The organism is Nostoc sp. (assembly GCF_036917395.1).
Lineage (GTDB): Bacteria > Cyanobacteriota > Cyanobacteriia > Cyanobacteriales > Nostocaceae > Nostoc.
In genome coordinates this window covers 23,846-47,567 of sequence record NZ_JBALDI010000056.1, presented here as the reverse complement: position 1 = coordinate 47,567, position 23,722 = coordinate 23,846, and the positions used below count along the sequence as shown (strand labels likewise).

The 23,722-nt window shown below is 42.1% G+C and carries 25 protein-coding genes and 1 pseudogene; 11 read left to right on the top strand and 15 right to left on the bottom strand.

Going from position 1 to position 23,722, the window contains the following annotated elements:
* Positions 1 to 27 precede the first annotated feature (27 nt).
* A complete protein-coding gene (locus V7K46_RS19315; protein ID WP_335115988.1) occupies positions 28 to 573 on the top strand; it encodes a shikimate kinase in 546 nt (181 codons plus the stop codon).
* Positions 574 to 584: 11 nt separating this feature from the next.
* Here V7K46_RS19315 and V7K46_RS19310 read toward each other — a convergent pair whose 3' ends face one another.
* The gene (locus V7K46_RS19310) at positions 585 to 1,187 is read right to left on the bottom strand and encodes a Uma2 family endonuclease (RefSeq protein ID WP_335115872.1); all 603 of its coding nucleotides are present in this window, start codon (positions 1,185 to 1,187) and stop codon (positions 585 to 587) included.
* A 91-nt stretch (positions 1,188 to 1,278) separates the two neighbouring features.
* A complete protein-coding gene (locus V7K46_RS19305; RefSeq protein ID WP_335115870.1) occupies positions 1,279 to 1,437 on the bottom strand; it encodes a hypothetical protein in 159 nt (52 codons plus the stop codon).
* A gap of 196 nt (positions 1,438 to 1,633) precedes the next feature.
* Here V7K46_RS19305 and argB point away from each other — a divergent pair, with 196 nt between their 5' ends.
* Positions 1,634 to 2,530 (top strand): acetylglutamate kinase, encoded by an 897-nt coding sequence (argB, locus tag V7K46_RS19300; RefSeq protein ID WP_298921083.1) that lies wholly within the window; start codon positions 1,634 to 1,636, stop codon positions 2,528 to 2,530.
* A gap of 355 nt (positions 2,531 to 2,885) precedes the next feature.
* Here argB and V7K46_RS19295 read toward each other — a convergent pair whose 3' ends face one another.
* A complete protein-coding gene (locus tag V7K46_RS19295; RefSeq protein ID WP_335115868.1) occupies positions 2,886 to 3,377 on the bottom strand; it encodes a hypothetical protein in 492 nt (163 codons plus the stop codon).
* 170 nt (positions 3,378 to 3,547) lie between these two features.
* On the opposite strand from V7K46_RS19295, the gene V7K46_RS19290 reads away from it, so the two are divergent.
* A complete protein-coding gene (locus V7K46_RS19290) occupies positions 3,548 to 4,090 on the top strand; it encodes a tetratricopeptide repeat protein (RefSeq protein WP_298907724.1) in 543 nt (180 codons plus the stop codon).
* A gap of 131 nt (positions 4,091 to 4,221) precedes the next feature.
* Positions 4,222 to 5,124 (top strand): DUF3153 domain-containing protein, encoded by a 903-nt coding sequence (locus V7K46_RS19285; protein WP_335115865.1) that lies wholly within the window; start codon positions 4,222 to 4,224, stop codon positions 5,122 to 5,124.
* A 160-nt stretch (positions 5,125 to 5,284) separates the two neighbouring features.
* Here the strand turns inward: V7K46_RS19285 and V7K46_RS19280 are convergent, their stop codons facing one another.
* Positions 5,285 to 5,677, bottom strand: coding sequence for a winged helix-turn-helix transcriptional regulator (locus V7K46_RS19280; RefSeq protein ID WP_335115863.1), 393 nt, complete (start codon positions 5,675 to 5,677; stop codon positions 5,285 to 5,287).
* Positions 5,678 to 5,824: 147 nt separating this feature from the next.
* Between V7K46_RS19280 and V7K46_RS19275 the strand changes: the two genes are divergently transcribed.
* The gene (locus tag V7K46_RS19275; protein WP_335115861.1) at positions 5,825 to 6,445 is read left to right on the top strand and encodes an FMN-dependent NADH-azoreductase; all 621 of its coding nucleotides are present in this window, start codon (positions 5,825 to 5,827) and stop codon (positions 6,443 to 6,445) included.
* A gap of 78 nt (positions 6,446 to 6,523) precedes the next feature.
* Here the strand turns inward: V7K46_RS19275 and pdxH are convergent, their stop codons facing one another.
* Positions 6,524 to 7,168 (bottom strand): pyridoxamine 5'-phosphate oxidase, encoded by a 645-nt coding sequence (gene pdxH / locus V7K46_RS19270; protein WP_335115859.1) that lies wholly within the window; start codon positions 7,166 to 7,168, stop codon positions 6,524 to 6,526.
* A gap of 112 nt (positions 7,169 to 7,280) precedes the next feature.
* Between pdxH and V7K46_RS19265 the strand changes: the two genes are divergently transcribed.
* The 3 genes from V7K46_RS19265 to V7K46_RS19255 all read left to right on the top strand — a co-directional run bounded on the left by V7K46_RS19265 (position 7,281) and on the right by V7K46_RS19255 (position 11,136).
* Complete coding sequence (locus V7K46_RS19265) at positions 7,281 to 8,366, top strand: AI-2E family transporter (protein ID WP_335115857.1); 1,086 nt, start codon at positions 7,281 to 7,283, stop codon at positions 8,364 to 8,366.
* Positions 8,367 to 8,903: 537 nt separating this feature from the next.
* Positions 8,904 to 9,734, top strand: a complete 831-nt coding sequence (locus V7K46_RS19260; RefSeq protein ID WP_335115855.1) for a ScpA family protein — start codon at positions 8,904 to 8,906, stop codon at positions 9,732 to 9,734.
* A 232-nt stretch (positions 9,735 to 9,966) separates the two neighbouring features.
* Positions 9,967 to 11,136 (top strand): NDP-sugar synthase, encoded by a 1,170-nt coding sequence (locus V7K46_RS19255; RefSeq protein WP_335115852.1) that lies wholly within the window; start codon positions 9,967 to 9,969, stop codon positions 11,134 to 11,136.
* Positions 11,137 to 11,477: 341 nt separating this feature from the next.
* Here V7K46_RS19255 and speA read toward each other — a convergent pair whose 3' ends face one another.
* Positions 11,478 to 13,496 (bottom strand): biosynthetic arginine decarboxylase, encoded by a 2,019-nt coding sequence (gene speA / locus V7K46_RS19250; RefSeq protein WP_335115850.1) that lies wholly within the window; start codon positions 13,494 to 13,496, stop codon positions 11,478 to 11,480.
* A 256-nt stretch (positions 13,497 to 13,752) separates the two neighbouring features.
* Here speA and ndk point away from each other — a divergent pair, with 256 nt between their 5' ends.
* Positions 13,753 to 14,202 carry a nucleoside-diphosphate kinase gene (gene ndk, locus V7K46_RS19245; protein ID WP_298907693.1) on the top strand — a complete coding sequence of 150 codons (450 nt, stop codon included), beginning with the start codon at positions 13,753 to 13,755 and terminating at the stop codon, positions 14,200 to 14,202.
* 51 nt (positions 14,203 to 14,253) lie between these two features.
* Here the strand turns inward: ndk and V7K46_RS19240 are convergent, their stop codons facing one another.
* The 5 genes from V7K46_RS19240 to V7K46_RS19220 all read right to left on the bottom strand — a co-directional run bounded on the left by V7K46_RS19240 (position 14,254) and on the right by V7K46_RS19220 (position 19,860).
* Positions 14,254 to 14,976, bottom strand: a complete 723-nt coding sequence (locus V7K46_RS19240; RefSeq protein WP_335115848.1) for a TerC family protein — start codon at positions 14,974 to 14,976, stop codon at positions 14,254 to 14,256.
* 196 nt (positions 14,977 to 15,172) lie between these two features.
* Entirely contained in the window at positions 15,173 to 16,576 is a 1,404-nt protein-coding gene (locus V7K46_RS19235; RefSeq protein WP_335115846.1) for an EH signature domain-containing protein, read from the bottom strand.
* 13 nt (positions 16,577 to 16,589) lie between these two features.
* Positions 16,590 to 17,243 (bottom strand): OmpA/MotB family protein, encoded by a 654-nt coding sequence (locus V7K46_RS19230; protein ID WP_335115844.1) that lies wholly within the window; start codon positions 17,241 to 17,243, stop codon positions 16,590 to 16,592.
* Between the two features lie 21 nt (positions 17,244 to 17,264).
* On the bottom strand, positions 17,265 to 19,517 hold the full coding sequence (locus V7K46_RS19225; RefSeq protein WP_335115842.1) for a hypothetical protein: 2,253 nt from the start codon (positions 19,515 to 19,517) through the stop codon (positions 17,265 to 17,267).
* Positions 19,518 to 19,548: 31 nt separating this feature from the next.
* On the bottom strand, positions 19,549 to 19,860 hold the full coding sequence (locus V7K46_RS19220) for a hypothetical protein (RefSeq protein ID WP_335115986.1): 312 nt from the start codon (positions 19,858 to 19,860) through the stop codon (positions 19,549 to 19,551).
* A gap of 553 nt (positions 19,861 to 20,413) precedes the next feature.
* Here V7K46_RS19220 and V7K46_RS19215 point away from each other — a divergent pair.
* Entirely contained in the window at positions 20,414 to 20,539 is a 126-nt protein-coding gene (locus V7K46_RS19215) for a hypothetical protein (RefSeq protein WP_335115840.1), read from the top strand.
* Entirely contained in the window at positions 20,536 to 20,787 is a 252-nt protein-coding gene (locus V7K46_RS19210; RefSeq protein WP_335115838.1) for a type II toxin-antitoxin system RelE family toxin, read from the top strand. The genes V7K46_RS19215 and V7K46_RS19210 overlap by 4 nt, the downstream gene beginning before the upstream one ends.
* A gap of 183 nt (positions 20,788 to 20,970) precedes the next feature.
* Here V7K46_RS19210 and V7K46_RS19205 read toward each other — a convergent pair whose 3' ends face one another.
* The 4 genes and pseudogenes from V7K46_RS19205 to V7K46_RS19185 all read right to left on the bottom strand — a co-directional run bounded on the left by V7K46_RS19205 (position 20,971) and on the right by V7K46_RS19185 (position 23,642).
* Complete coding sequence (locus tag V7K46_RS19205) at positions 20,971 to 21,414, bottom strand: hypothetical protein (protein WP_335115836.1); 444 nt, start codon at positions 21,412 to 21,414, stop codon at positions 20,971 to 20,973.
* Between the two features lie 64 nt (positions 21,415 to 21,478).
* On the bottom strand, positions 21,479 to 22,168 hold the full coding sequence (locus V7K46_RS19200) for a hypothetical protein (RefSeq protein WP_298915666.1): 690 nt from the start codon (positions 22,166 to 22,168) through the stop codon (positions 21,479 to 21,481).
* Between the two features lie 156 nt (positions 22,169 to 22,324).
* Positions 22,325 to 22,968 (bottom strand): annotated as a pseudogene (locus tag V7K46_RS32110) (Uma2 family endonuclease).
* A gap of 29 nt (positions 22,969 to 22,997) precedes the next feature.
* Positions 22,998 to 23,642 carry a restriction endonuclease subunit R gene (locus tag V7K46_RS19185; RefSeq protein WP_335115830.1) on the bottom strand — a complete coding sequence of 215 codons (645 nt, stop codon included), beginning with the start codon at positions 23,640 to 23,642 and terminating at the stop codon, positions 22,998 to 23,000.
* Between the last annotated feature and the right edge of the window lie 80 nt (positions 23,643 to 23,722).

Below are 23,722 nucleotides of genomic sequence, written 5' to 3'. Positions count from 1 at the left end.
GAACTCATAATTGGAGCGAAGCAACTGGTGAGCAGCTTATTACAAGGAGTTAACCTGTACTTAATTGGGATCATGGGCGTTGGTAAGACGACAGTAGGGCGCTTACTGGCAAAGGAACTGGGTTATGGGTTTGTAGATACCGATAATGTCATTGCCCAAGCAACAGGTAAATCTATCAATCAGTTATTTGCACAAGTTGGTGAAGCAGGGTTTCGCCAGTTAGAAAGCGACGTACTTTCACAAGTTTGTGCTTTTACAAAGTTGACTATAGCAACTGGTGGGGGCATTGTACTGCGGCGAGAAAATTGGGGCTACTTGCACCACGGTTTGATAGTTTGGCTAGATGCGCCGGTGGAGCTAATTTACAGCCGTTTAGCTGAGGATAGTACAAGACCACTGCTGCAAGATATTGATCCTAAAGGGAAATTGCGATCGCTCCTCGAACAACGAACACCACTTTACTCTCAAGCCGATTTGCACATCATTGAGCGAGAGGGAGATACATCCGAAGACGTTGCCAAGCGAGTACTTGAGGCAATTCCTAGCGTTCTCAAAACACAAGTTTCTCATTAGGAAGACTCAATTTACCAAATTTTGACCATCCGTAGGATAAACCCTGGTAATTCTGGATTACCACTAACTGCTTCCGGATTTTCCAAAATTTCAAGTTCTCGATTAGTCCGGTAAATGTAGACTTTTCGATTCTGCCGATCAATTAACCAGCCTAATGATGCACCGTTATCGATGTACTCCTGCATTTTGTCTTGTAATTTGATCAGGCGGTCGCTCAAGGAACGTAACTCAATCACAAAGCTGGGACAAATTGGTGCAAATGAGGCTTTTTGTGCATCTGTTAAGGCGTTCCAGCGCTCCAGTTCAATCCAAGAAGCATCAGGGGAACGCATCGCTCCATTGGGTAGCGTAAAACCTGTACTGGAGTCAAAGCCTATGCCAGTGCCATCTTGTTCAGTCCAATAACCAAGCTGTGCAGCAATGTTAAAGTTACGGTTGCCCGTATCTGAAAAAGCTGGTGGCATAATGATGACTTCCCCATTGGCAGTGCGCTCGATTCGCAAATCTCCATTGGCTTGGCAAAATTCGTAGAACTGCTCATTTGTCATCTGCACAAGGGAGGGGAAATTTACCGTTAGGGGTGTGCTTTCAGTTTGAATTAGCAGCGTGGTCATTTTCATTCCCTAGCTTCAGCCGAATGATTTTAATTCTAGAGGCTTGAAGGAGCGATCGCCTAATACCTGTTATTCGCTCAAGGGAGCTAACTTAACCAATGTTGATCTGAGCCAATCCGAAATTTACCTCCCTGGTGGGATCGAGAACCCAAGGATTGAGGGAGCTATTTTCTGTAACACTACTTTGCCCGATGGAACGAAGCTTTTTAACTTCTTCTAAATGGCATTGCACGAGATGCCAACTAGACATTAAAAGCACGTTCCGATATCACCCTTTTCAACTTTGGCTTATGCAGTCTTGGTTACTCTTAACTCGGCATTAGTTGCCATTAGTGTTGTACTCGATGGGTGTACGTGGTGAAGAATTTGGCATCAAAGATTGTGACTAGTTACAAAGTCTTCTACACTGACTGAAATAGGTTTTAACTCTCTCTGTTAGGCTCCTCATGACGGTCAACGATTCGGAATACATCAGGCAAGCTGAAGCCACTCGTGTGCGTGTACTAAGCGAAGCACTACCTTATATTCAACAATTCGCCGGTCGCACTGTTGTTGTCAAATATGGTGGCGCAGCCATGAAAGACAGCACACTCAAACACAAAGTTATGCGCGACATTGTATTCTTATCCTGCGTGGGCTTGCGTCCGATTGTAGTCCACGGCGGTGGCCCAGAAATTAACAGTTGGTTAGATAAGCTGGGAATAGAACCACAATTTAAGAATGGTCTGCGAGTCACTGATGCCGCCACAATGGATGTGGTGGAAATGGTTTTAGTTGGTCGAGTTAATAAAGAAATTGTCTCCCTGATTAACCAAGCTGGTGGATTAGCTGTAGGACTTTGCGGTAAAGACGGTAATTTATTTACAGCCCGTTCCCAAGGTCAAGAAGGCATCGGTTTTGTGGGGGAAGTCAGCAATGTGAATATCAAGATTTTGGACACCCTCGCTAGCAATGGTTATATTCCGGTAGTGTCCAGCGTCGCCGCAGACGAGACAGGGCAAGCTTATAACATTAACGCCGATACTGTAGCTGGAGAAATCGCTGCTGCACTAGGAGCAGAAAAGTTAATTTTACTTACTGACACCAGTGGAATTTTAAAAGATTACAAAGACCAATCTACTTTGATTCCAAAAGTAGATATTCGTGAAGCCCGCGAGTTGATTGTCAATGGTATAGTCAGCGGTGGGATGATTCCTAAAGTGAATTGCTGTGTGCGATCGCTTGCTCAAGGAGTCCGTGCAGCACATATCATCGATGGTCGCATTCCCCACGCCCTATTACTAGAAATCTTTACTGATGTTGGGATTGGGACGATGATTCTCGGTTCGCAGTTTACATCGTAGAGGAAGAGGAGCAGGGGAGAATGATTTGTAACTGTAATTTTGTGTAAATTAAAATTCATTTTTTGCTCGCAGGCAAGTCTTTGATACTCGTAGACGAGTCTTTGATACTCGTGAGCAAGTCTTTAATACTCTACCTCCCCTGCTCCCTCTGCTCCCCCTGCCTCCCCTGCCCCCTGCTCCCTGCTCCCCCACTTCCCTAGCGGGGATAGGTAATAATAACCCGCGATCGCCCACTGCTAAATGGTGTACGATGCCATGAATTATTTATAATCACCGGATTAACTACAGTTGAGTCTCAAATTGTCGGATTAATCAAAGTTGGATTAATTAGGGTGGAATTATCTCACGTTCTGCCTTACCTGGGAAAGTAAGAATCGGGCTGCCTTACCTGGGGAAAGTAAGAATCGGGCTGCCTTACCTGGGGAAAGTAAGAATCGGGCTGCCTTACCTGGGGAAAGTAAGAATCAGGCTGCCTTACCTGGGGAAAGTAAGAATCAGGCTGCCTTACCTGGGGAAAGTAAGAATCGGGCTGCCTTACCTGGGGATAATAAGAATCAGGCTGCCTTACATGGGGATAATAAAAATCGGGCTGCCTTACATGGGGATAATAAGAATCGGGGTAATTATTGCGTTGTGGCATTAGTCCCGTTGCTGGGTCTACAGGCATAGGTGTGGGAATCGGACTACCATAAATAAAGGAACCGACAGCAGGCGATTGCCTGACTCCATAACCACCATCAATCACTCTCACACGCTGGGCAGAAGCTGGAGCAATGCTTACACCCATAACTGCTAAAGTCATGCCTGCTAAGAGCCAATTCAGTTGTGAATGCTTGATTTTCAACATATTTTGCTCACCTGTATTTGATACCGGAATTTTTAATCAGAAAATAGTCACAGCTACTTAGTTAAAATTTTAGAAGTTTATCCACTTTCAGATTGCCAGCTTTTGAAAAGATTCCAAAAAGATTGCTGGCATTGGCAAAATTAAAACAGTGCTGATTTTTTATAGAAGACGTGAGTGCAGAAAGTTTAGAAATTGCTAAAACCCGCTACCAGACGGGGAAAGTTGCCTTTGAAAATGGGCAATACCGCGAAGCCGTAGAAAATTTAGAAAAGGCCAGCGCCCTGTTAGCTGGTAATTCTCGCCTTGGGGGCGAAGTAGAAATTCATCTAGTGACAGCTTATGAAGCGGCTGGACGCACGGATGATGCGATCGCTCTTTGCGAAAGACTCAAACGCCATCCCTTTTTTGAAATCAGCAAACAAGCGCGACAGATGCTTTACATCTTAAAAGCACCAAAGCTGAAAAGACCGAGCGAATGGATGACTCAAATCCCCGATTTGGGCACATTACCCGATAATGAACTCAAAATTTCTATTGCTGCTAAACCTACTAAATCTTCTGTGCAGCAGAAGCCTAAACCTACGGAGCCAGAATTTGTTGACCTCAGTCAGGTCAATACCAGAGATAATCGCTTTATCTGGGTGGCGCTAATTGCCATTGGTTTAACCATCTCGTACTTGGTTTGGTTGAGTTTTTCAGGAACCCCTGGCTAATAACAATTTTGGATTTTGGATTTTAGATTTTGGATTAAAATTCTTTACCAAAATGGTGTTCCAGGAATCTCAAACCATACGAACAAGTCAAGATTGGTTAAAAACTTTGACTTTTGGGGAGACTTATAGTTATGAATTCTTCAATTTTCGGGAAGATTTTCTTGTGGTTAATCAGACCATTTAGTTTTGTGTTGGCAAAGATGAAATTTCTCTTAGCACTAAATGGTCGAAATCGAATCAACCGCGTTTTTCGCATCCGAAATCCTATTCTGTGGCTAGTGCTATTAACATCCCTGCTACTGTCTGGCTGTGTGAAATACGATGTGGGGCTTAACTTTGACAACTCAAATAGTGGTGAACTAGTACAGCATATTAAGTTGGGAGAACGGCTAACCAGTTTTAGTGGCGATTATGTATATGAATGGTTAAATACCATAGAGCGCCGCGCCCGTAAACTTGAGGGTAAAGCACAGCGAGTTTCCACTGAAGAAATCATCGTCACAATTCCTTTTAGCAGTGGTAGGGAATTGCAAGAGAAGTTCAACCAATTTTTTAACTCCCGTGTTAATCAATCATCTGAGTCTGTGCAGAGTAAATCTGACTCAGAACTGCCGAAAATTGAATCAAACGTCCTCTTGGAGGAGAACAATTTTTTACTTTTAGTCCGAAATCGGTTGATTTACGATTTGGATTTGCGATCACTATCTCTAATTGCCAGCAAAGGTAACGTCTTGGCTAATGCTGGTTCAATTCTCGACTTGGAATTTAGTTTGAAGACTCCTTGGGGGGCCAAAAATATTCAACTAACTAAAACTGCGATTGAGCCGAAAAAGAATGGCAATCAACTGGTGTGGAAACTCCAACCTGGTGAGTTAAATCACATAGAAACTGTTTTCTGGCTTCCCAGCCCCCTTGGTATTGGGGCGTTGTTAATTACCCTGTTCGTCTGGGGAGGATTGTACTTGAGATACAATTTCATGCCAGATCCCAGAATGCAGTTTCCTGCTAAAGCAACAGCGATCCAGGAACAGTAGACTATTCATCTGTTTAATATTGTCAGCGAAGCCGATGGAGAATGCATCGGCTTTTTTACATTTTCCCAGCTTTTTGTAAAGTGGACTTCATAATTTGCGTAATCTGGTGCGGAAGTACACAAGACAAGAGCCTCGAAAAAGCTGGTATTCAAAAACTTTCTCAGTTTGACATGGAAGAATTTTCGGTGTGGATGGAACGTTCCCTTTGAATATTGCTATGTTCTCGTTGTTCGCTGCCATACCAGCGTTCAGCTAGTGCATTGAGTTGATGAAGCACATCAATTAATTCTTGACCACGTTCTGTCAGACCGTAAGTTACTTGTGGTGGAACAGTTGGTTCATAGTGGCGATAAATAATTTCTGCTGCCTCAAGCATTCTCAGTCTTTCCGTCAGAACTTTGGTGGAGATGCCCTCGACTAGATGCTTCAATGCACCAAAGCGAGTAGGCCCACGATTACACAACACCCACAGTATATACATTGTCCAGGTTCCTGATAGTAAGGACATCAGAATATTGACTGGGCAAGCATCAGGATTTTTAGAGACAGACATCGATAAGTTAGCCAAAATTGTCCAACAGTTACTTTATAGTAACTACTTTACTTTAGTAACTAGTTACTTTTAGTATCTGATGTTATGCTTTGAAATTTAGACTCAAAAAGTAAAAGCAGTAAATCCTAGCTAATCAGGAGATATTTCGTGGTAAACATTTTACATATTGATTCCAGCCCCCGTGCTGAACGATCGCACTCAAGAGAACTATCTAAGGAATTCGTCAGTCGTTGGAGGGCGGCGCATCCTGAAGATGCGATCGCTTATCGAGATTTAGGGCATTACCCAGTTCCTCACGTTGATGAACCTTGGATTGCAGCTGCATTTTCACCACCAGAAACCCATACCCCAGAGTTAACTGAGGCAATTAGGATTTCTGACGAGTTAATAGATGAATTTTTCGCTGCTGATCGCTACGTCTTTGGAGTGCCAATGTATAACTTTAATATACCTTCCACTTTCAAGGCTTACATTGACCAAATCGTTCGGATTAACCGGACTTTTGCTTTAAATGATCAAGGTTTTAGAGGATTAGTCGAGGGTAAAAAGGCAGTTATCATTACAGCTAGCGGCGCTGACTATAGTGCAGCATCCCCTGCTGCTGCCTATAACTTCCAAGAACCATACCTGCGGGCGATTTTCGGGTTTATTGGGGTTACAGACATTCAATTTATTAACGCTCATAGCATGAACAATAGTGATGATGTCCGTACCCAATCTCTATCAGAAGCACGGGCAGCAATTCAAGATGCGATCGCCCAGTGGTAAGCAGGATAACTGGGAAAGGGAGCTTCGGGAGCAGGGGAAGTATAATTCTCCATTGTCTCCCTCATCCCCCTCATCCCCTCAAGGTGACAACCGCTTAATATTCCAAGTGCCATTATCTAAACGGCTATAGAGTAAGCGATCGTGCAGACGACTGGGGCGGCCTTGCCAAAACTCAATTTCTGTGGGGATCACTCGTAAGCCTCCCCAATGAGGCGGTCGGGGAATCTCCTGATTTTCATATTTGCTCTTAAACTCCTGCAAGCGTCGCTCCAGAACTTCTCGGCTTTCTATCGCCTCGCTTTGATTAGATATCCACGCACCCAGGCGACTGTTGGCAGGGCGACTGTCAAAATACTGGTCAGACTCAGTTTCGGAAACTTTCTCCACATACCCCGAAATTCGGACTTGACGTTCCAGTTCTGCCCACCAAAAGACTAAAGCCGCCTGGGGATTTTCTGCCAGTTCTTGTCCTTTGTGACTGTTGTAGTTGGTGAATAAGACAAAACCCCGTTCATCAAAATCCTTGAGCAGCACCATTCTGGCCGAGGGCTTACCGTTTGGGGTAGCGGTAGCAATGGTCATCGCATTGGGTTCAGGAAGTTGTCCAGCTAGAGCCTGATCGAACCATTTTTTAAATTGGATAAAAGGATTGAGGTCTACTTCGAGTTCGCTTAAACCTTCCAAGGTGTAATCCTTGCGAAGGTCGGCTACGGTTTTGTCCATTGTGATTTGTTTCCTTGTGATCAGTCTTTGTTAAAAATATCTATGATGATGATCAGTGCCATCAAGAATTTTATAAATTCTCTCAAAAAATATATAAAATAGGTTGCATAAGATGCGCCGTTCGGCCTCCCTTCAACGCCTGTTAATTTATGGTCTAAGCGGTCCAATTATCGCTCTCAATATCTGGCTACTGTCGGTGCTTTTTCGCTATTTCCAGCATCCGATTACCGTCTTGAGCATTGCGGCGATTCTGGCTTTTCTACTAAATTACCCAGTTAAGTTCTTTGAACGGGCTCGGATCACGCGCACTCAGGCGGTGATCATAGTTTTACTTGCAACGTTAGCCCTGTTTGGGATTCTGGGTGTCACCCTAGTGCCGTTGGTGATTAACCAAACAATCCAGCTATTAAATAACATTCCTGATTGGTTAGGTGCCAGTCAAGCAAACTTGGAGCAGTTTGAGATGTTGGCAAAACAACGACGTTTGCCAATTGATCTGGGGGTTGTGACCAGTCAAATCAATGCCAATATTCAGAATCTGGTGCAACAGCTAGCTTCTGGGGCAGTGGGATTTGCTGGAACACTGCTATCAGGATTGCTTGACTTAGTGTTAGTCATTGTGCTTGCATTTTATATGCTTTTATATGGCGATCGCGTCTGGTATGGTCTGATCAATCTTTTGCCCTCTAATATTGCAGATCCCCTTAACACATCCTTGCGCCTAAATTTCCAGAACTTCTTCCTTAGCCAGTTGTTGCTAGGACTTTTCATGGTGCTAACCCTGACGCCAATTTTCTTAGTGATAAAGGTGCCCTTTGCCCTGTTGTTTGCCATATTAATTGGTATCTCAGAACTCATTCCCTTTATCGGGGCGTCTCTAGGCATTGGTCTGGTAACAATTTTAGTACTGCTGCAAAATTGGTGGTTGGCAGTTCAAGTTGCCATAGCGGCAATTATCATGCAGCAGCTTAAAGATAACTTGTTAGCTCCCAGGTTACTCGGCAATTTTATCGGACTGAATCCTATCTGGATTTTTGTGGCTATTTTGATGGGATTTGAGATTGCTGGGTTGTTGGGGACGCTTGTTGCTGTTCCCATTGCTGGTACTATTAAAGGCACTTTCGATGCGATTAAGAGCGGCAAGTCAGGTGACTTTCTCTCAACTGTGATCATTGCTCGTGACTCGCCCCACGATTAAGATGGCAGGGGGCAAAGAGGCAGGGAGCAGGGGAGAAAGATTCTGGAATTCCCCAGCAATCACTGTCTTTTCAAATCCACTTCGGCTTTGCTCAGTGCATCGCCTAAATTTATTTATGCTCAAAAGAAAAACATTTATTTCGAGATGTAACGCACTCCTAAATAATACGTCCAAGTTTTCAGAGCAACTAAATTTATTTATGGGGTTCTCCCCCTGCCCCCTGCCCCCCCGCCTCTTTGGTCACCCACAAGGGATGAAAGCGCATAGCGGGACGTTACTCCAGTATGAACCAAAAGATTTTTTAATCTAAAATCTAAAATCTAAAATCTAAAATTGGTATGGTCAAAAGTTGCACATTCTGATCTCACAATTCACAATGGTGATTGATTGCAAATTTCAGGGGATACTGCCAGCAGGCAATTCCTAAATAAAAGAAGCGCAAGGGAATTCATAAAGTACACGCTTTGCCAATAGTCAATGAGTTTACTGTTGAATTTACGGTATTTTGATTCTCATTAATTAACTTAGAACTTGTTGATGGAAGCTTCTGAGCTATTAGAAACAATCACACTCCTGATTTACCAAGCCCAACAGGGAGAAATTGACCCTTGGGATGTCCAAGTGATTGAGGTGATTGACCGTTACTTAGAACTGATGGCACCGGAGGCAATAGGAAGAGGTTATGAAGCGGACTTGTCTCAATCTGGACAGGCCTTTTTGTCAGCATCAATGTTGGTATTATTCAAAGCCAATACATTGATGCAATTGTCAACAGTAGCAGATGTCCATGATGGTGTAGTAGATGATGCCCTATTGGAAGATGAAGACGGAATATCACATCAGGGTCATCGTTTACCATTAGAACGGCAATTGCGTCGTCGTCCAGCGGCAATGCCGCCACCAAAACGTCGAGTGACTCTGCAAGAGTTAATCGAGCAATTGCAGATTATGGCGAACCAGCTAAAACTAGTAGAAAAAGTCAGCAAACCTATCCGTCTGAGACGTCAGCCTAGCGTCCAAAGTATGCGGGAGGCGCTGGAGTTAGCTCACCAGGAAAATCTGACGGAAGTAGCTAGAGAACTGGAGCAGGTATTGAATTTATCGGCAAGGGAGCTAAATTTAGAACAAAATTGGTTGAATCTAGAACAACTTGTAGAGTTGTGGACTCACACAAAGCTTCTCAACCAAAATGGGTCTGGACATGAGTCTAAACACAGTCATTTAGTTAGCGTTTTCTGGGCGCTACTACTACTCTCGGCTCAATCGAAAGTAGAGCTATTTCAAGAGGAGTTTTACCATGAGATTAAAATTCGCTTACTTGCAGATTCAGCTAACTCCTGCAAACCTTTTGAGCACCCGATGAACTAAGAAAGCCAAATAGTAGACCTAGAGATAATTTACAGATTTTTGATTCAGCCCCAAAATCCGAGTAAATTGAAAAGATAAGCGATCGCTTGTCATCTAAGTATACCTATGGTTGCGATAACCAGTAATTCCTGTTATCCCTGTTTTGAGGGATGACTTAGAGCATAAATAAAAACTGATGATTAAGTATCACTCGATGAAAGTAAACTGGCTTGTGGTTGAGGAATAAATTTTTATGAAAGCGATGATTCTCGCAGCTGGCAAGGGGACTCGCGTGCGTCCGATTACCTATACAATTCCCAAACCGATGATTCCCATCCTGCAAAAGCCAGTGATGGAGTTTTTGCTGGAACTGTTACGCCGACATGGATTTGACCAGATTATGGTCAACGTTAGTCATTTGGCTGAGGAAATAGAAAACTATTTTCGTGATGGTCAACGGTTTGGGGTGCAGATTGCCTATTCCTTTGAAGGGAAAATTGATGACGACGGGAAACTGGAGGGAGAAGCAATTGGTTCAGCTGGAGGGATGCGCCGCATCCAAGACTTCTCACCCTTTTTTGATGATACCTTTGTGGTTTTGTGCGGTGATGCTTTGATTGACTTGGATTTAACTGCGGCGGTTAAATGGCATAAAGCTAGAGGGGCGATCGCTACTATTATTACAAAATCTGTCCCTGAGGAAGAAGTTTCTAGCTACGGTGTGGTTGTGACTGACGAAGAGGGGCGTGTTAAAGCTTTCCAAGAAAAACCTTCAACTGAAGAAGCTCTCAGCACCAACATCAACACAGGTATTTACATCTTTGAGCCAGAGGTGTTTAACTATATCCCCTCTGATATCGAGTACGACATTGGTAGCCAATTGTTTCCTAAATTGGTAGACATCAAAGCTCCCTTCTACGCCATTCCTATGGACTTTGAATGGGTAGATATTGGTAAAGTACCAGATTACTGGCGGGCGATTCGCGGTGTACTGCTGGGTGAAATCAAAAATGTGCAAATCCCTGGTCATGAAGTCGCCCCTGGCATCTATACTGGCTTAAATGTTGCCGTAAATTGGGACAAAGTGGATATCACAGGCCCAGTTTACATTGGCGGGATGACCAGAATAGAAGATGGAGCTAAAATTGTCGGCCCAGCAATGATTGGCCCCAATTGTTGGATATGTAGTGGTGCAACAGTGGAAAACAGCGTGATTTTTGAATGGTCGCGCCTGGGCCCTGGAGTCCGCTTAGTCGATAAGCTGGTGTTTGGACGTTATTGCGTAGATAAAACTGGCGCTGCGATCGATGTTCAAGCCGCTGCTTTAGACTGGCTGATTACCGATGCCCGTCAGACGGTGCCATCACATACCCCTGTTGAACGACAAGCGATAGAGGAATTGTTGGGGACAAACGCAAATTAAAGTTAGGAGTTAGGAGTTAGGAATTATAAGTTATAACCTTTATTCCTAACTCTAGCCTGCGTTTTGGTGATCGCAAGTATGCTGAAACCTTTGTTATGAAGTTCAATTTGGTTTTGCAAGTCTCCTATGTATTTTTTTTGACCGCCCAAAAACTATTAACTTCTCGTTCCTATTGCTCTGGATAGGAATGGATTTGGGGAGGCTCTGCCTCCTTGGACTATAAGCATCTCTAGATGAGCATTCCCATGCAGAGCATGGGAACGAGATCATGTCATTTTGACAGGGCTACTCTTAACTCCTCACTCCTGTACAGACGCGATTAATCGCGTCTCTCCTCACTCCTAACTATTTAAATACGTATATCTTCTGAGACTCTGCTCGTAGGTTTGCAGCAGTCGCTGAGATTCTGCTAGGGTAATGCGCTTTTCTTCTAATGCTTGCTCGCAACGCTGACGAATGTTTTCCACCATATCTTCGGAGTCATACTGGACGTAGCTCACCACTTCACTCATGGTGTCACCTTTGACAACGTGTTCAATCTGGTAGCCTTTGGGCGTCAATTGAATGTGAACGGCGTTAGTATCGCCAAATAAGTTGTGCAAATTGCCCATGATTTCTTGGTAAGCTCCATTCAAGAACATACCCAAATAATAGGGTTCTCCGGGCTTGTGGGTGTGCAATTCTAAAACCGACTTGACATCGCGCAGGTCAATAAAACGGTCGATTTTACCATCACTGTCGCAGGTGAGGTCTGCTAAAATTCCTCGCCGCGTTGGTTCTTCATCCAAGCGGTGGATTGGCATGATCGGGAATAGCTGATCGATCGCCCAGCAATCTGGTGCCGATTGAAACACTGACATGTTGACGTAGTAAATGGAAGCCATAATTTGCTCTAGGTCTTCCAGTTCATCGGGTACGTATTCTTGCTGTCTAGTGATGTTGAGAATTTTTTGACAACAAGCCCAGTAGAGGCGTTCGGCCTTGGCTCGTTCTCTGAGGCGTAAAATTCCTAAGTTGAAGCGGCTGATGGCTTCTTCTTTGAATTGTGCAGCGTCATGGTACAACTCTTGGTAATTCTCTTGGTTGATGGATTGGAAGCTTTCCCAAAGATAATTAATAATTGGGGATTCTCCCTCTTGTGGAGGTTCTGGGGCGTCGAGGGGGACATCGCTAGTACTGAGAACATCAAAAATCAGCAGCGACTGATGGGAAGCGAGCGCTCGTCCACTCTCGCTAATCAGTGTTGGTACGGGAATTTGGCGTTCTGCACAGGTATCTTTTAACTCTGCCACGATGTCGTTGGCATAGTTCTGCATGTTGTAATTTTTCGATGCATAGAAGTTGGTTTGGGAGCCATCATAATCTACACCCAAGCCGCCACCAACATCAAGGTATTTCATATCTGCCCCCAGCATCGCCAATTCCACATAAATGCGGCTGGCTTCTTGGATGGCATCTTTAATGACATTAATGGCAGAGATTTGTGAGCCGATATGGAAGTGCATCAACTGCAAAGAATCGAGCAAGTTAGCTTCCCGTAACTTGTCAACAGCCTCGATTACCTCAGGCATAGTCAAACCAAATTTAGCGCGATCGCCACTAGAGGCTCCCCAACGTCCCATACCTTGGGTACTGAGTTTAGCACGAACACCTAATATCGGCTTAATACCTAACTGGCGATTGGCATCAATCACCAAATCAACCTCTTCAATCTGTTCTAGGACGATGATTGGTGTTTGCCCTAGTCTTTGGGCTAACATTGCTGTTTCGATGTATTCTCGGTCTTTGTAGCCGTTGCAAACTAACAATGCTCCTGGTGTATCCAGGACAGCTAGAGCAATCATTAATTCTGGCTTGGAACCGGCTTCTAAACCAAATTGATGAGGCTTGCCAAATTTCACTAAATCCTCAATCAAATGCCGCTCTTGGTTGCATTTGACGGGAAACACGCCCCGGTAGACGCCAGGGTAATTGTAGCGGGCGATCGCTTTGGCAAAACAAGCGTTCAACCGCTCAATCCGGTCTTCCAAAATATCGGAAAAGCGAATTAACATGGGAAGTCCCAAGTTGCGCTGCTTCATGGCGTTGACCAATTCAAACAAGTCAAGAGATCCCCCGCGATCGCCCTTGGGTGCAACAGTAACGTGTCCAGCGGCATTAATCGAAAAATAAGGTTGTCCCCAACCTTCAATCCGGTATAAGGCTTCGCTATCCTCAATTTTCCAGGAGCGAGGTAAATTTTCTGTGGTAGTACTAAGTGGTAACAGCTTTTTCTGTTTCTGATTTTTCACTTCAGATTTATGTCCATTGGCCGGTACTTGTACCACCTCGTCAGATGTAGCAGTTGGCTCAACACCCATTTCTTCCTAACCTCAGTTTTTCTACCCATGAGTTAACAATTTAGCGCATTCATCTGAGAACGGATATGCACCCAAAGATAAATTCTGAGATAAACTCTGATTGGTCAGCCGCTTTGGGGAAGTCAAAAGTCAAAAATCAAGAGTTATTGGTCATTAGTGCAAAACGAATGGCTCAAGACACAAGACGAAGAACAAATGACAAATAATAAAGGACAATTGACCAGATAAAAAATTCATTAAGTTTTTGGAGATAGCAATGGAGCGCACATTCTTAGCAATTAAGCCTGATGGAGTACAGCGGGGATTAGTGGGGGAAATTATCCGTCGCTTTGAAACTAAAGGTTTTACCCTAGTTGGTTTAAAGTTCCTGAAAGTCAGTCGGGATTTGGCGGAACAACACTATGACGTTCACCGAGAACGTCCCTTTTTTAGTGGTCTAGTCGAATTTATTACTTCTAGCCCAGTAGTGGCGATGGTATGGGAAGGTGATGGCGTCGTTGGATCTGCCAGAAAAATTATTGGTGCAACGAACCCTTTAACAGCAGAGCCAGGAACGATTCGCGGTGATTTTGGTTTGAATATTGGTCGCAACTTGATCCACGGTTCTGATGCTCAAGAAACCGCGCAACGGGAAATTGCCCTATGGTTTAAGGATGAAGAATTAGTCAATTGGCAACCACACTTAACGCCTTGGTTGCAGGAGTAAGACAGTAGGGACTGGGGACTAGGAATCCCTGCCCCCTGCCCCCTGCTCTTTTTACTTCGACACTTCACTCTTTTCCGGTTCTACTTGGGGTAATTCAGTGTTAACACGCTTGGAAAATCCCCAGCCTAAAATTAGGAAGATAGCAGGAATCATTATCCATTCTGGTGGAACTAAACTATCGTTCACCACTTTCAATAACAAGCGCAAGCCTACCAACGCTACAGTTACATAGCCTGCATCTTCTAGGTTTTCATATTCGTCTAGCCAACGGATAAACAATCCCGCCATGAATCGCAGCGTAATAATACCAATTGTTGCACCCGTCAGCACCAGCCATTTTTCTTGAGAAACTGCGATCGCAGTTGTCACGCTATCCAAAGAAAATGCCAAATCTGTAAATGCAATCACTGGTATTGCTTGCAACAACGAATTAAAACGCGGTTCGTGATGTTGCTCGTCTTCATCTTGTTGAGAGGTAAAGTGTTGGAATACCAACCACAGCAGGTAAGCAGCACCCAATAATTCAAATTGCCAGAATTGTTGTACCCAAGTAGCCGTGAGAATCAGGGTAATTCGCAGCACATAGGCAACGACTAAACCAAAGTTGAGGGCCTTACGCTCAAGTTCTTTGTCTTCCAGCCCTTGAGCGATCGCAGCCAGGGCGATCGCATTGTCGGCAGATAACACCGCCTCTAAAAATATCAGGATCAGCAGAACTATTGGGGCTTCAACGCTGAAATGAAAGTTGAGGTAATCAAAAATTTGGTCTAGCATTCCGGGTTTCTCAAGCAGAAAAAATTAAAATTTGACAGGAACAGAGATTTGCATATTAAAAAGCGCAATAAATTGCCACTCTAATTCAGCTTAACGTGGTTGAGGTGCATTTTGAAGGGGGTTAAATGGATGCGCTCGCAGTGCCAGTAGGGTGTTTGACGTATTATTCAATACACCAATGTTTTTAACATCTTGCTCAATGCGATCGCAATGGACTGCTGTTACAGTAGGCTCTAGCTTCCCGTTCTAGACGTTCAATTTCTCTTTTCCACCGCTCAAGCCTGTTTTCTCGCTGTTGCAATTGATCTGCTGTAGGGTTTCTCGAAGAGTGGGCATTTGGATTAGGCAAAATTCCATTATTTGCAAGCCAGATGCGGGAAAATATCTGCCAAAGAAATTCATGATCGTGTTTATCGCCACCCAGACAGCGAATCCGCTTGACTGAAAGAATGGATTCACCAAAGAGGATTTGCTCATTTCTGGAATTTTTCGGAAACAGGCGCGTCTCACTACCTCTTCCACGAAAGAATTCGACTACAAACCACTCACCAAAATCGAATAAACAGACCTCTGTCGGATCGCTACCATCATCATCTAGTAAATCAACATCACCTTGGATTTGATACCCTATGGCAATTTGTGATGTCTTAGGTAACAAGATGCGAAGCCTTTCAAAGCGGTTACTATAATCAGCCCAAAAGTCTCTGCGTCTACATAGCCGATTTGACTCGAAGTATTGTAAATCCAGCCTGTTCAATATTAGATTTACTAACGTTTGGAAATCAGTATAATTGATACCTCCAATCCACTCTCGTAGTCTTTGTCTTGCTGGATCTGAAAGTTTATACCAATTTTCACCATTTCTATAGTTATTTCGCAACCAATCAACCAGTAAAGAATGATTAGTTGCTATATTCTTGGAAACATTAGTGAGTAAATGATTAACAGCCTTTATTTGCTGACTATCTGACATTTCATCCAAACAAACTAACAGCCATTCTACCTGCTGGTGATTTGGAGAGCGAATTGTAGTAAAATAAGGAGTTATGTCTTCTATGAATTGGCTAAACAATGGAATATAAGCAGGTAAAATGTCTCGGATATTGTTTAGCAATCCAGTTCGATTAACACGCTTTTCACAAGCAATTCTTGCTAATTCTCTACCTGCTTGTGTACTGCGAAGCGCCCGAATAATTTGAAATGGTAGCAGGTGACTAACTGAATTAGCAAAGATATCAAAAGATTCAGTTAAAGACTGTGCTAACACCTGTTCTTGCCGATCACCATAATAAAGAGCTAAACGCCACAATAGCTGATGTTGCAACCATGAGTTAGAAATTGCTATCTTCCAAATGGCTGCTGATGTTTTCCTGGAGCGGTCAATATTTTGCTGATCCCACTGTGCTTTAGCATGGATGCAATAAACCCAGTCCAACTTACTTACTTGATCAGCTTTACCCTGTTCAATAGCTTCCAATACTTTATCAACACTTGGTATTGATATTGTTGCATCTGGTAAGTTACTTGCAAGTTGAATAAGTTGATTAGGACTACACTGGGGAGTTTCAGGTAGGGAAGGAATGGAAAACTGAAAATTCAATGTTTTAGCTCCTTTAAAGAGAGGTTTTTACAATATCTTTCTTTAACTCATCACTGCGAAACTGAAAGCGGAAAACTACCTTGCGATCACCTGGATTATCACGTTTCTTGTCAGATTCAATTTCTCCACGACCAGCAGCTAATATTTTCTGGCTTAAAGGTGCTTTGGTAGGGAAATTCATATCATAGAAAATGTATTTATAAACTGATGCTGATCGCAACAAGCTTAGTTTTAGATTGGTTTTGTCGTCTCCATCTGAGCTAGTGTGACCTTCTATAACTACGCGGCTAATTTCCTTTTCAAATTCTGGTTTGGAGAAAATAACACCACTGTAAACAGGAATAAAGCGGCGTAGAAAGGTTTTACCTTCTGGTTTAAGTTCTGTACTTCCCTTGGCAAAAAGAATTGATTCTTGGATACTGACATCCCCGGTTTCTGGGTTGACTTTAACATTGATATTATTACTTTTCATCTGTCCTACAACATTACCAATTACTACCCGTTTTGGTGCATCCTTTTGTGCAAGCTGGAGTAGTGTAGTGATAAATAGTAACGCAAAAAACATTAGTAAACTAGACATCATATCGGCAATAGACAGATAGATACTAGAATCATCATCGTCGGCAACTTCTGTATTAACAAATTCGTCGCTGATAAAATCAGCCATTTTAATTACTCCATTAATAATTTAATATTTTTTATTTGCTTCTAACAGCACTTCTGCTGTTTTGAGTACATCTCCGCAAACTCTAGCCATAGACTTATCTGCTTGTTGGAAAAAGCTTACCTGTAAGTCAACAGTTCTTTGCATAGCACCTTCAAGATGACCCTGCCAAGACTGAAGGCTATGGTCAAATTTTTGATTCAAATTTCTGTATGAATTGTCCACTGTTTGCACTTGTTCACCAATATTACAAGCCAGTTCTTGTAGTTGAATTAGTCGTTGTGGCTCGTTTAATCCAGATGCACTAACTAATCTGTTAATTTGTTCGACAGACTCTTGAATTTTAGTCATACTTTTGTCTACTTCTTCAGTCAATTTACTACGTCTTTCAAATTCCTCTCTGAAGACTTTATCAAGATTGCTCACAACCCCAGATAATCCTTCCTGTTGTCTGCCTAGTGTCCCCTCAAGTAAATTGTTTTGTTGTTGAAAGAATGTCTGTAAATTTGTTTGATATTCTTTTCTAAATCTTGTCAAATCATCTTCTACTGTATGGCGAGTTGCTATGAGTGTTGTATCAATATTTACTAAAGTAGCTAGAAGATTATCCTTCGCATTATTCATCAATCCAGAAGCTTGATTACCCACTGCTTGTAGAGTATTAGTTTGCTCATGAAAGGTTCTATTTGCTTGGGTGAGAATATGGATAATTCCAGCCCGAGTAGCTTGAAGCGTCTCCTGTTCTACTGCTGCGCGTTCTTGTAGCGCAGTTTGCAGTTCCTCTCGAATTCCTGCGAAGGTAGCAGCCGCTTGCACTGCACTTGCTTCAAAAGCACTTCTCTGGGCTGTCATTCCTTGGATACTTTGGTCTACACCTCGATTAATTTCGTGGGCTGTTTGTTGTATAACTCCCGTAGTTTCAGTTTGGAATTGACTCAAAGTTTGTCCCATATTGTTAGCAAATCCTTGAAGCATCTGCTGTTCTACTGCTGCGCGTTTTTCTAGTGATTTTTGCAGTTCCTCTCGAATTTCTTTGAAGGTAGCAGCAGCTTTTTCTGCACTGGCTTCAAAAGCACTTCGCTGGGCTGTCATTCCTTCGATACTATGATTTACAGATTGATTAATTTCGTCAGCTATTAGTTGTAAAACATCTCTTGTATCTGTTTTAAATTGATTGAGAGTGTCTCCCAAATTATTAGCAAATCCTTGGAGTTCTACCAAAGTCTCTTTTTGAAAGTTCTCAATTGTCAGGATGGAATTTGCCAAACTTTGAGAGATACCGCCCAATTCTCTATGCAGAGTCAGCACAGCTTCGGAAGCTTGTTGGGTTAACTCTGCACTTTTATCTAGCCGAACTGCAATGGGTTCGAGTACCTGAATTCGCAAATCTTTGATGAGTTCTTCTAAAACTCTCTGTCCCTGGTTTTCTTGAATTTCTCGGAGTTTTTTCTGTTCTTTGAACATTTCTCCCAAGGCTGGCTTAATCTGCTGACCTACAGATTGACCAATAGCATGGGCTGACAATTGGTTTAAGCCGGCGAATTGTTCTGCAATACTCCTACCTACAGCTTGACCAATGCCTTCCGCATTTAGCTGCTTTAACCCGGTCAAGTTTTTTGCTACAAGAGTAAGTGCTTCAGTTACTTCATGGTTGGTATTGTCTGCCGTTTTTAAGGTTGCGATATCCTTTAATTTGTGACGCAAACTATCACGCTGTATCTGGCGTAGCGAATCACATACAAATAAAACTAAGGTGAATACACTACCAGAACCAAGACCCATCATGGAAGTGGAGAAAGCTGTTTTCATTCCTACCAGTAGCTCTTTACTGGCAGTTATCAGTTCTTTGGTATCTTCTGTAGATAAATTGATTCCTTGGAGTCCCTGTTGTATACCATAAAAGGTTCCTAAAAGACCAATCGCAGTACACAAGGTTGTCACGAAACGTAGGGGACTACGAGGTATGGGCTGGGCTAAGACAGATGGATACTTTATCAGTACGAACTTGCCATCCTTTTGCGCTTGGTGACTAATTCTGCTTAGATCATCGGTTCCTAAATGGTCTCTTAACCAGGAGGAAACATTGTCTAAAAGCTTTACATTTTTACCCTTTTTCAAATTACTCAAAAATTTAATTGCGGTTTCAGTTGTGCCACACTCTGAGCGCCAATATTGCAATAATGTGTAAAACTCGACAATAATTGCGACTATTAATACAAAAGCAATTGCCCAATGAAAAGGTTCGTTATGCCAAATAATGTTCCAAACTTTTGTCATTTTGACGCTGCACTCCTCTTGTTTATCTTGGTTATATCTTTTTAAATTGCTGTAATTCTTTATCCGCAAGAACCTCTTGAGCTACCCGCATTGGGAGATGTTCTGCATCCAGGCGGTTTCCTATAGGTTCCCGCAGACGTAAGCTGTAAAGTGGTTCACCTTCTGATTCTTTATCCTCAATTAAATAAACCTGTTCTGGTGCATAGCTTCGCAACAAACGCACCTGCAAACAGGTTTTTAAATCTCGTGAAGAAATAGATAGGGCTGAATCTTGTCCAAATAATTCACAAGCGACTTTCCAAGCGTGGTTAACCGCCACTATTTCGTTAACCAATTTTTCCACTGAGGGATAGAATAGTTTCGCAGTTTCACTAATCAATGCTTTTGACCTACTTGCCTGAGCTTCAATAGGTCTATAATTCCCAAAAGGGAAACTTATTTAACTTTTGTTGGTAAAGCTATTTTGATAAAAGTGGTTTTTGATGCTAAACTGCTCTATGGACGTTGAAAAAATGTAGAGTGTGTCATCGCTGTTACCGTGTTAGCGTAAAGCACCGAAAACCTGAGATGGTGCGTTATGGAAGCCGTAACACACCTACAGCTACAAAGGTTTTATTGCGATCGCACTAGCTGTGATTGGTTCCAAATTATCCTACCTTATCTAGCGACATCTTAAATGATGCATACAATAACAGATATTTAAATTCCAGAGAGATAAAGGCTAATCCAATTTCTCTAATGAAAGTCGAGTGTACGTAATAAGGGAAAACTTTCAACGTTATTAACCAGAGTTTCAACCTGAGTAACAATTGCTTTAACATTCATAAGAAAATATTTAATCTTTATAAGAAAAACTTAGAGAAGAGCCAGGGATTGAAATCACCTCAACAGAGCAGATGCATGAGCTAATTGAAGCAAGGTTAGATGAGGCTGATACAAGAGATGCTTATAAGGTACTAGAGGAAATTGCAGGGCTGGGAACAACACCCTTTGAAGACATGAAAAGGGAGCTAGGGATATGAGCTACCAAGTAGCATTAGCACCTTCGGCTGTGCAGAGAATTGCAGAATTGGACTCAGAGGTGCAGCAACGACTAGCACAAAAGTTAGAGGAACTAGGATTAAACCCACGTCCAGAAGACGCTCACCTATTGAAGGACACTGAACGGTTGTATAAGGTTCGTTTGGGTGAATACCGCATTATTTACCAGATTCAGGAGCAACCCTTACTACTAACAGTGATAAAGATTGCACATCTAAAAGATTATTAAAGCTTATCTGGAAAAGCGATCGCCTATATGCCACTCTGACTTTTCACGTCATCTGGAAAAGCCCACAAAAAACTTGACCCCCTTCCCGATGCTGTAAGGAGGAAAATTCAAAGTCTCTCTCCTTTTAGGAGAGAGAAATAGAAGTGAGGTTTTCCAGATACCGTGAAAAGTCAACTCAAAATTTTACAAAATATCTGCCAACTTTACCAGCAGATTATTTGCTAAATCCCCTAACCTAATATCATCTGCATCAACACTATTTTCTTCACCAGCTAACAACCTTCTTACAGCAGATAACCTGTCATTGTTTTCAGAAATTCTCCAAGATTCTTCTAAGTTTACTGCAAAATCAAATAGCGATCGCTCTCCTAAATGCTCTCTTACTTTAACAGCTACACTCTCATCACTTACCAAAAATTCTTTAATAGCATCTAATCGAGAATTACCTAATATTTCGTCATGTCCCCAGGTTTCTAGCCAGTCTCCATCTACATCTTCAACGTAAAAATTGACAAAATCAACCCCGTAAGTTAGCCAGTTTTGCTGCATTTGTCGCGCTGTTGCTAAAGCTTCAGCAAATGCATCTACTTGATTGTTGCAGCTGTGAGTTTCTCTTTTATTAAGCATAAAAGCTGTAATTAGCAGGTAGGTATGTAGGCTGAAATCAAAATCTGGAACATCAAATGGAAGTTCACGAAAATTTTAAATATTTGCCACCAGAAAGATAATCACTGTTATACAGTGCCACGTTGACTAACTGATTAACAAAATTAGCGTCCTTGGGATTGTAACTTAAGAACAGTCCTCTCTCTATTTCCCACGATCGCAGTGTATTTTGCCAAGCTTGATACTTTTGGTAATTAAGTTCTTCTGAGACACTGGTAACTTGAATGCACAGTGGTTGATTGTTACGACTAACAATTAAATCTGTTGCCATTGAAAGGTCGGCAATATAACGCTGCCAAAAACTACCTTCACGCTGAACAATATCTTGGGCTATTGATTTAATTATATCATCATCAACCTGATTAAATTCGCCTCCCATCAATTTTTGTTTCCAAATATAAAATTTGGAGTCACTTGCATTAATCCATCTAGGAAAAAGATAACTATACCAATATCTCTCAATCGGCGTCATTTGATCGAACTTTGCTTTTTGTTCTTCTTCCGAAGGTAAGGATTTCACTATCAGCCAAATTGTAGAATCTGTAATCACCTCTAGGAGAAATGCAATCACAAAAGGTTTTGCAGTCAGGGAACCTGGCCTAATATCCTTTACCCAACGATTGATTTCATCTAATCTTCTCGCTAAATCAGGATCTATCGAGGAAGCTTGCTCGATAAGGGACTTTAGCTTATCCTTAATCTCTTTTGCTTGCAAACGATGCCCTACTTTCAGAAGATAACGCTTTTTTTACACACTTAATAACTAAATCTTAACTTGAAAATGTCTTTAGTTAATTTCCTGATGTCATTAAATATTCTCTGGTTCAATGCCCTATGTACCTAAAACCTCCCGCAATCGAGCAATTTATTGCTATGCTTGTTGGGCACGTAAACTTTCTTGTTCAGCTAGTTCTTCAGATGATAATATTAATAGATTTTCACTAGTGAATAATCTTAATTTACCTTCATAAACTCCCAAGTAAAGTTCTAACTGCTGGCTCCACAAACGTACATCAGTGGAGGGTTGAATCTCTTGATACTTACGATTAACTAGATGAAATCCCTGAAACTCTATTGTTACAGCGTCAAACCAGAAATAATCTGGTATACGGAAGGTATCCTGGTAAACTTGTTTTTTAAGCCTTTATCAACTGCTACCGTTGAATTTGACAAAATTTCCACAATCAGGTTTGGATGTTTGCCGTCTTCTTGCCAAACTACCCAACTCTTACAGTCTTTTCTCTGAATTCCCAAAACTACAAAAAAGTCTGGATCACGGAAATGTTCTGATTTTTTCTGGTTAGGACTGTAGTAAATCGTCAAATTGCCAGAAGTATAGAAATGCTACCTTTCTCACCACCACAATTTGAGTATGCGAATCAGTAAATCGATTTGCTCTCGGTGTAGGTCACTTTCTAAGGGTAGTTCGTCATTAAGTATATTACCATAAGGAGATACAACTTTATCCTCTGAAATACCATTAAATATGAATTCTAAGGTAGCAGGTTCAGACATCAGCGATCGCCCCGCGATTTACGCTCATTTTACTGAAAATTCGGTAACTTGCAAATGGCTTTGAAAACTTGTAATAACTCTATTGCATCTGGAGATTCATTCAAATTTAATAATGGCATTAACTGATAAGTTGGCTGTTGATTATCTCTTACATGAAAAAATTGATAACGCAGTCCGTTAGTTACCAGTCCCCAAACAGATGGTTGTTGATTTAAACTTTTAAAAGCATAAGTCAGTAATTGAGGTAAACCCTCACCCACTTCAATCGCACTGTTTTTCGTTTCAATCACTACAACCCAAAAAGGCGGCGCAATATTACTTTGAGGACTGTTGATTGCTAAAATATCCATCCGTCCAGTAATTCTTCTGTCTTCATCTTCGACTGCGATCGCAATGCTATCTTCCATTGTCAACCGAATCGGCACATCGTAAAAGCCAGCTAACCGCATCAAGGGTGCAATCGTTAAAAATTTTACCAAGCCCTCAGAAATTTTACCTGCATTTAAATAACGCTCAAAGTCGCTTCTGATTCGCAATAAATCCTGCTGTTCAAACTCAGAGAGTGGTTCTAGACTTAAGAAGTCTGTAAATGAAGCATTTGAAAGCTTTTCTAGTTTAAGAAAGCGATGAACATCGTTGAGAGATAGGCTGCTAGCTTCGACGGTAAGCGTCATAGTTTCAGGCGTTGTTTGTCAAGACTACTTACAATATTGCAACATTCCCGGTAGATAGGTTGTAAAACGTCTTTAATTTT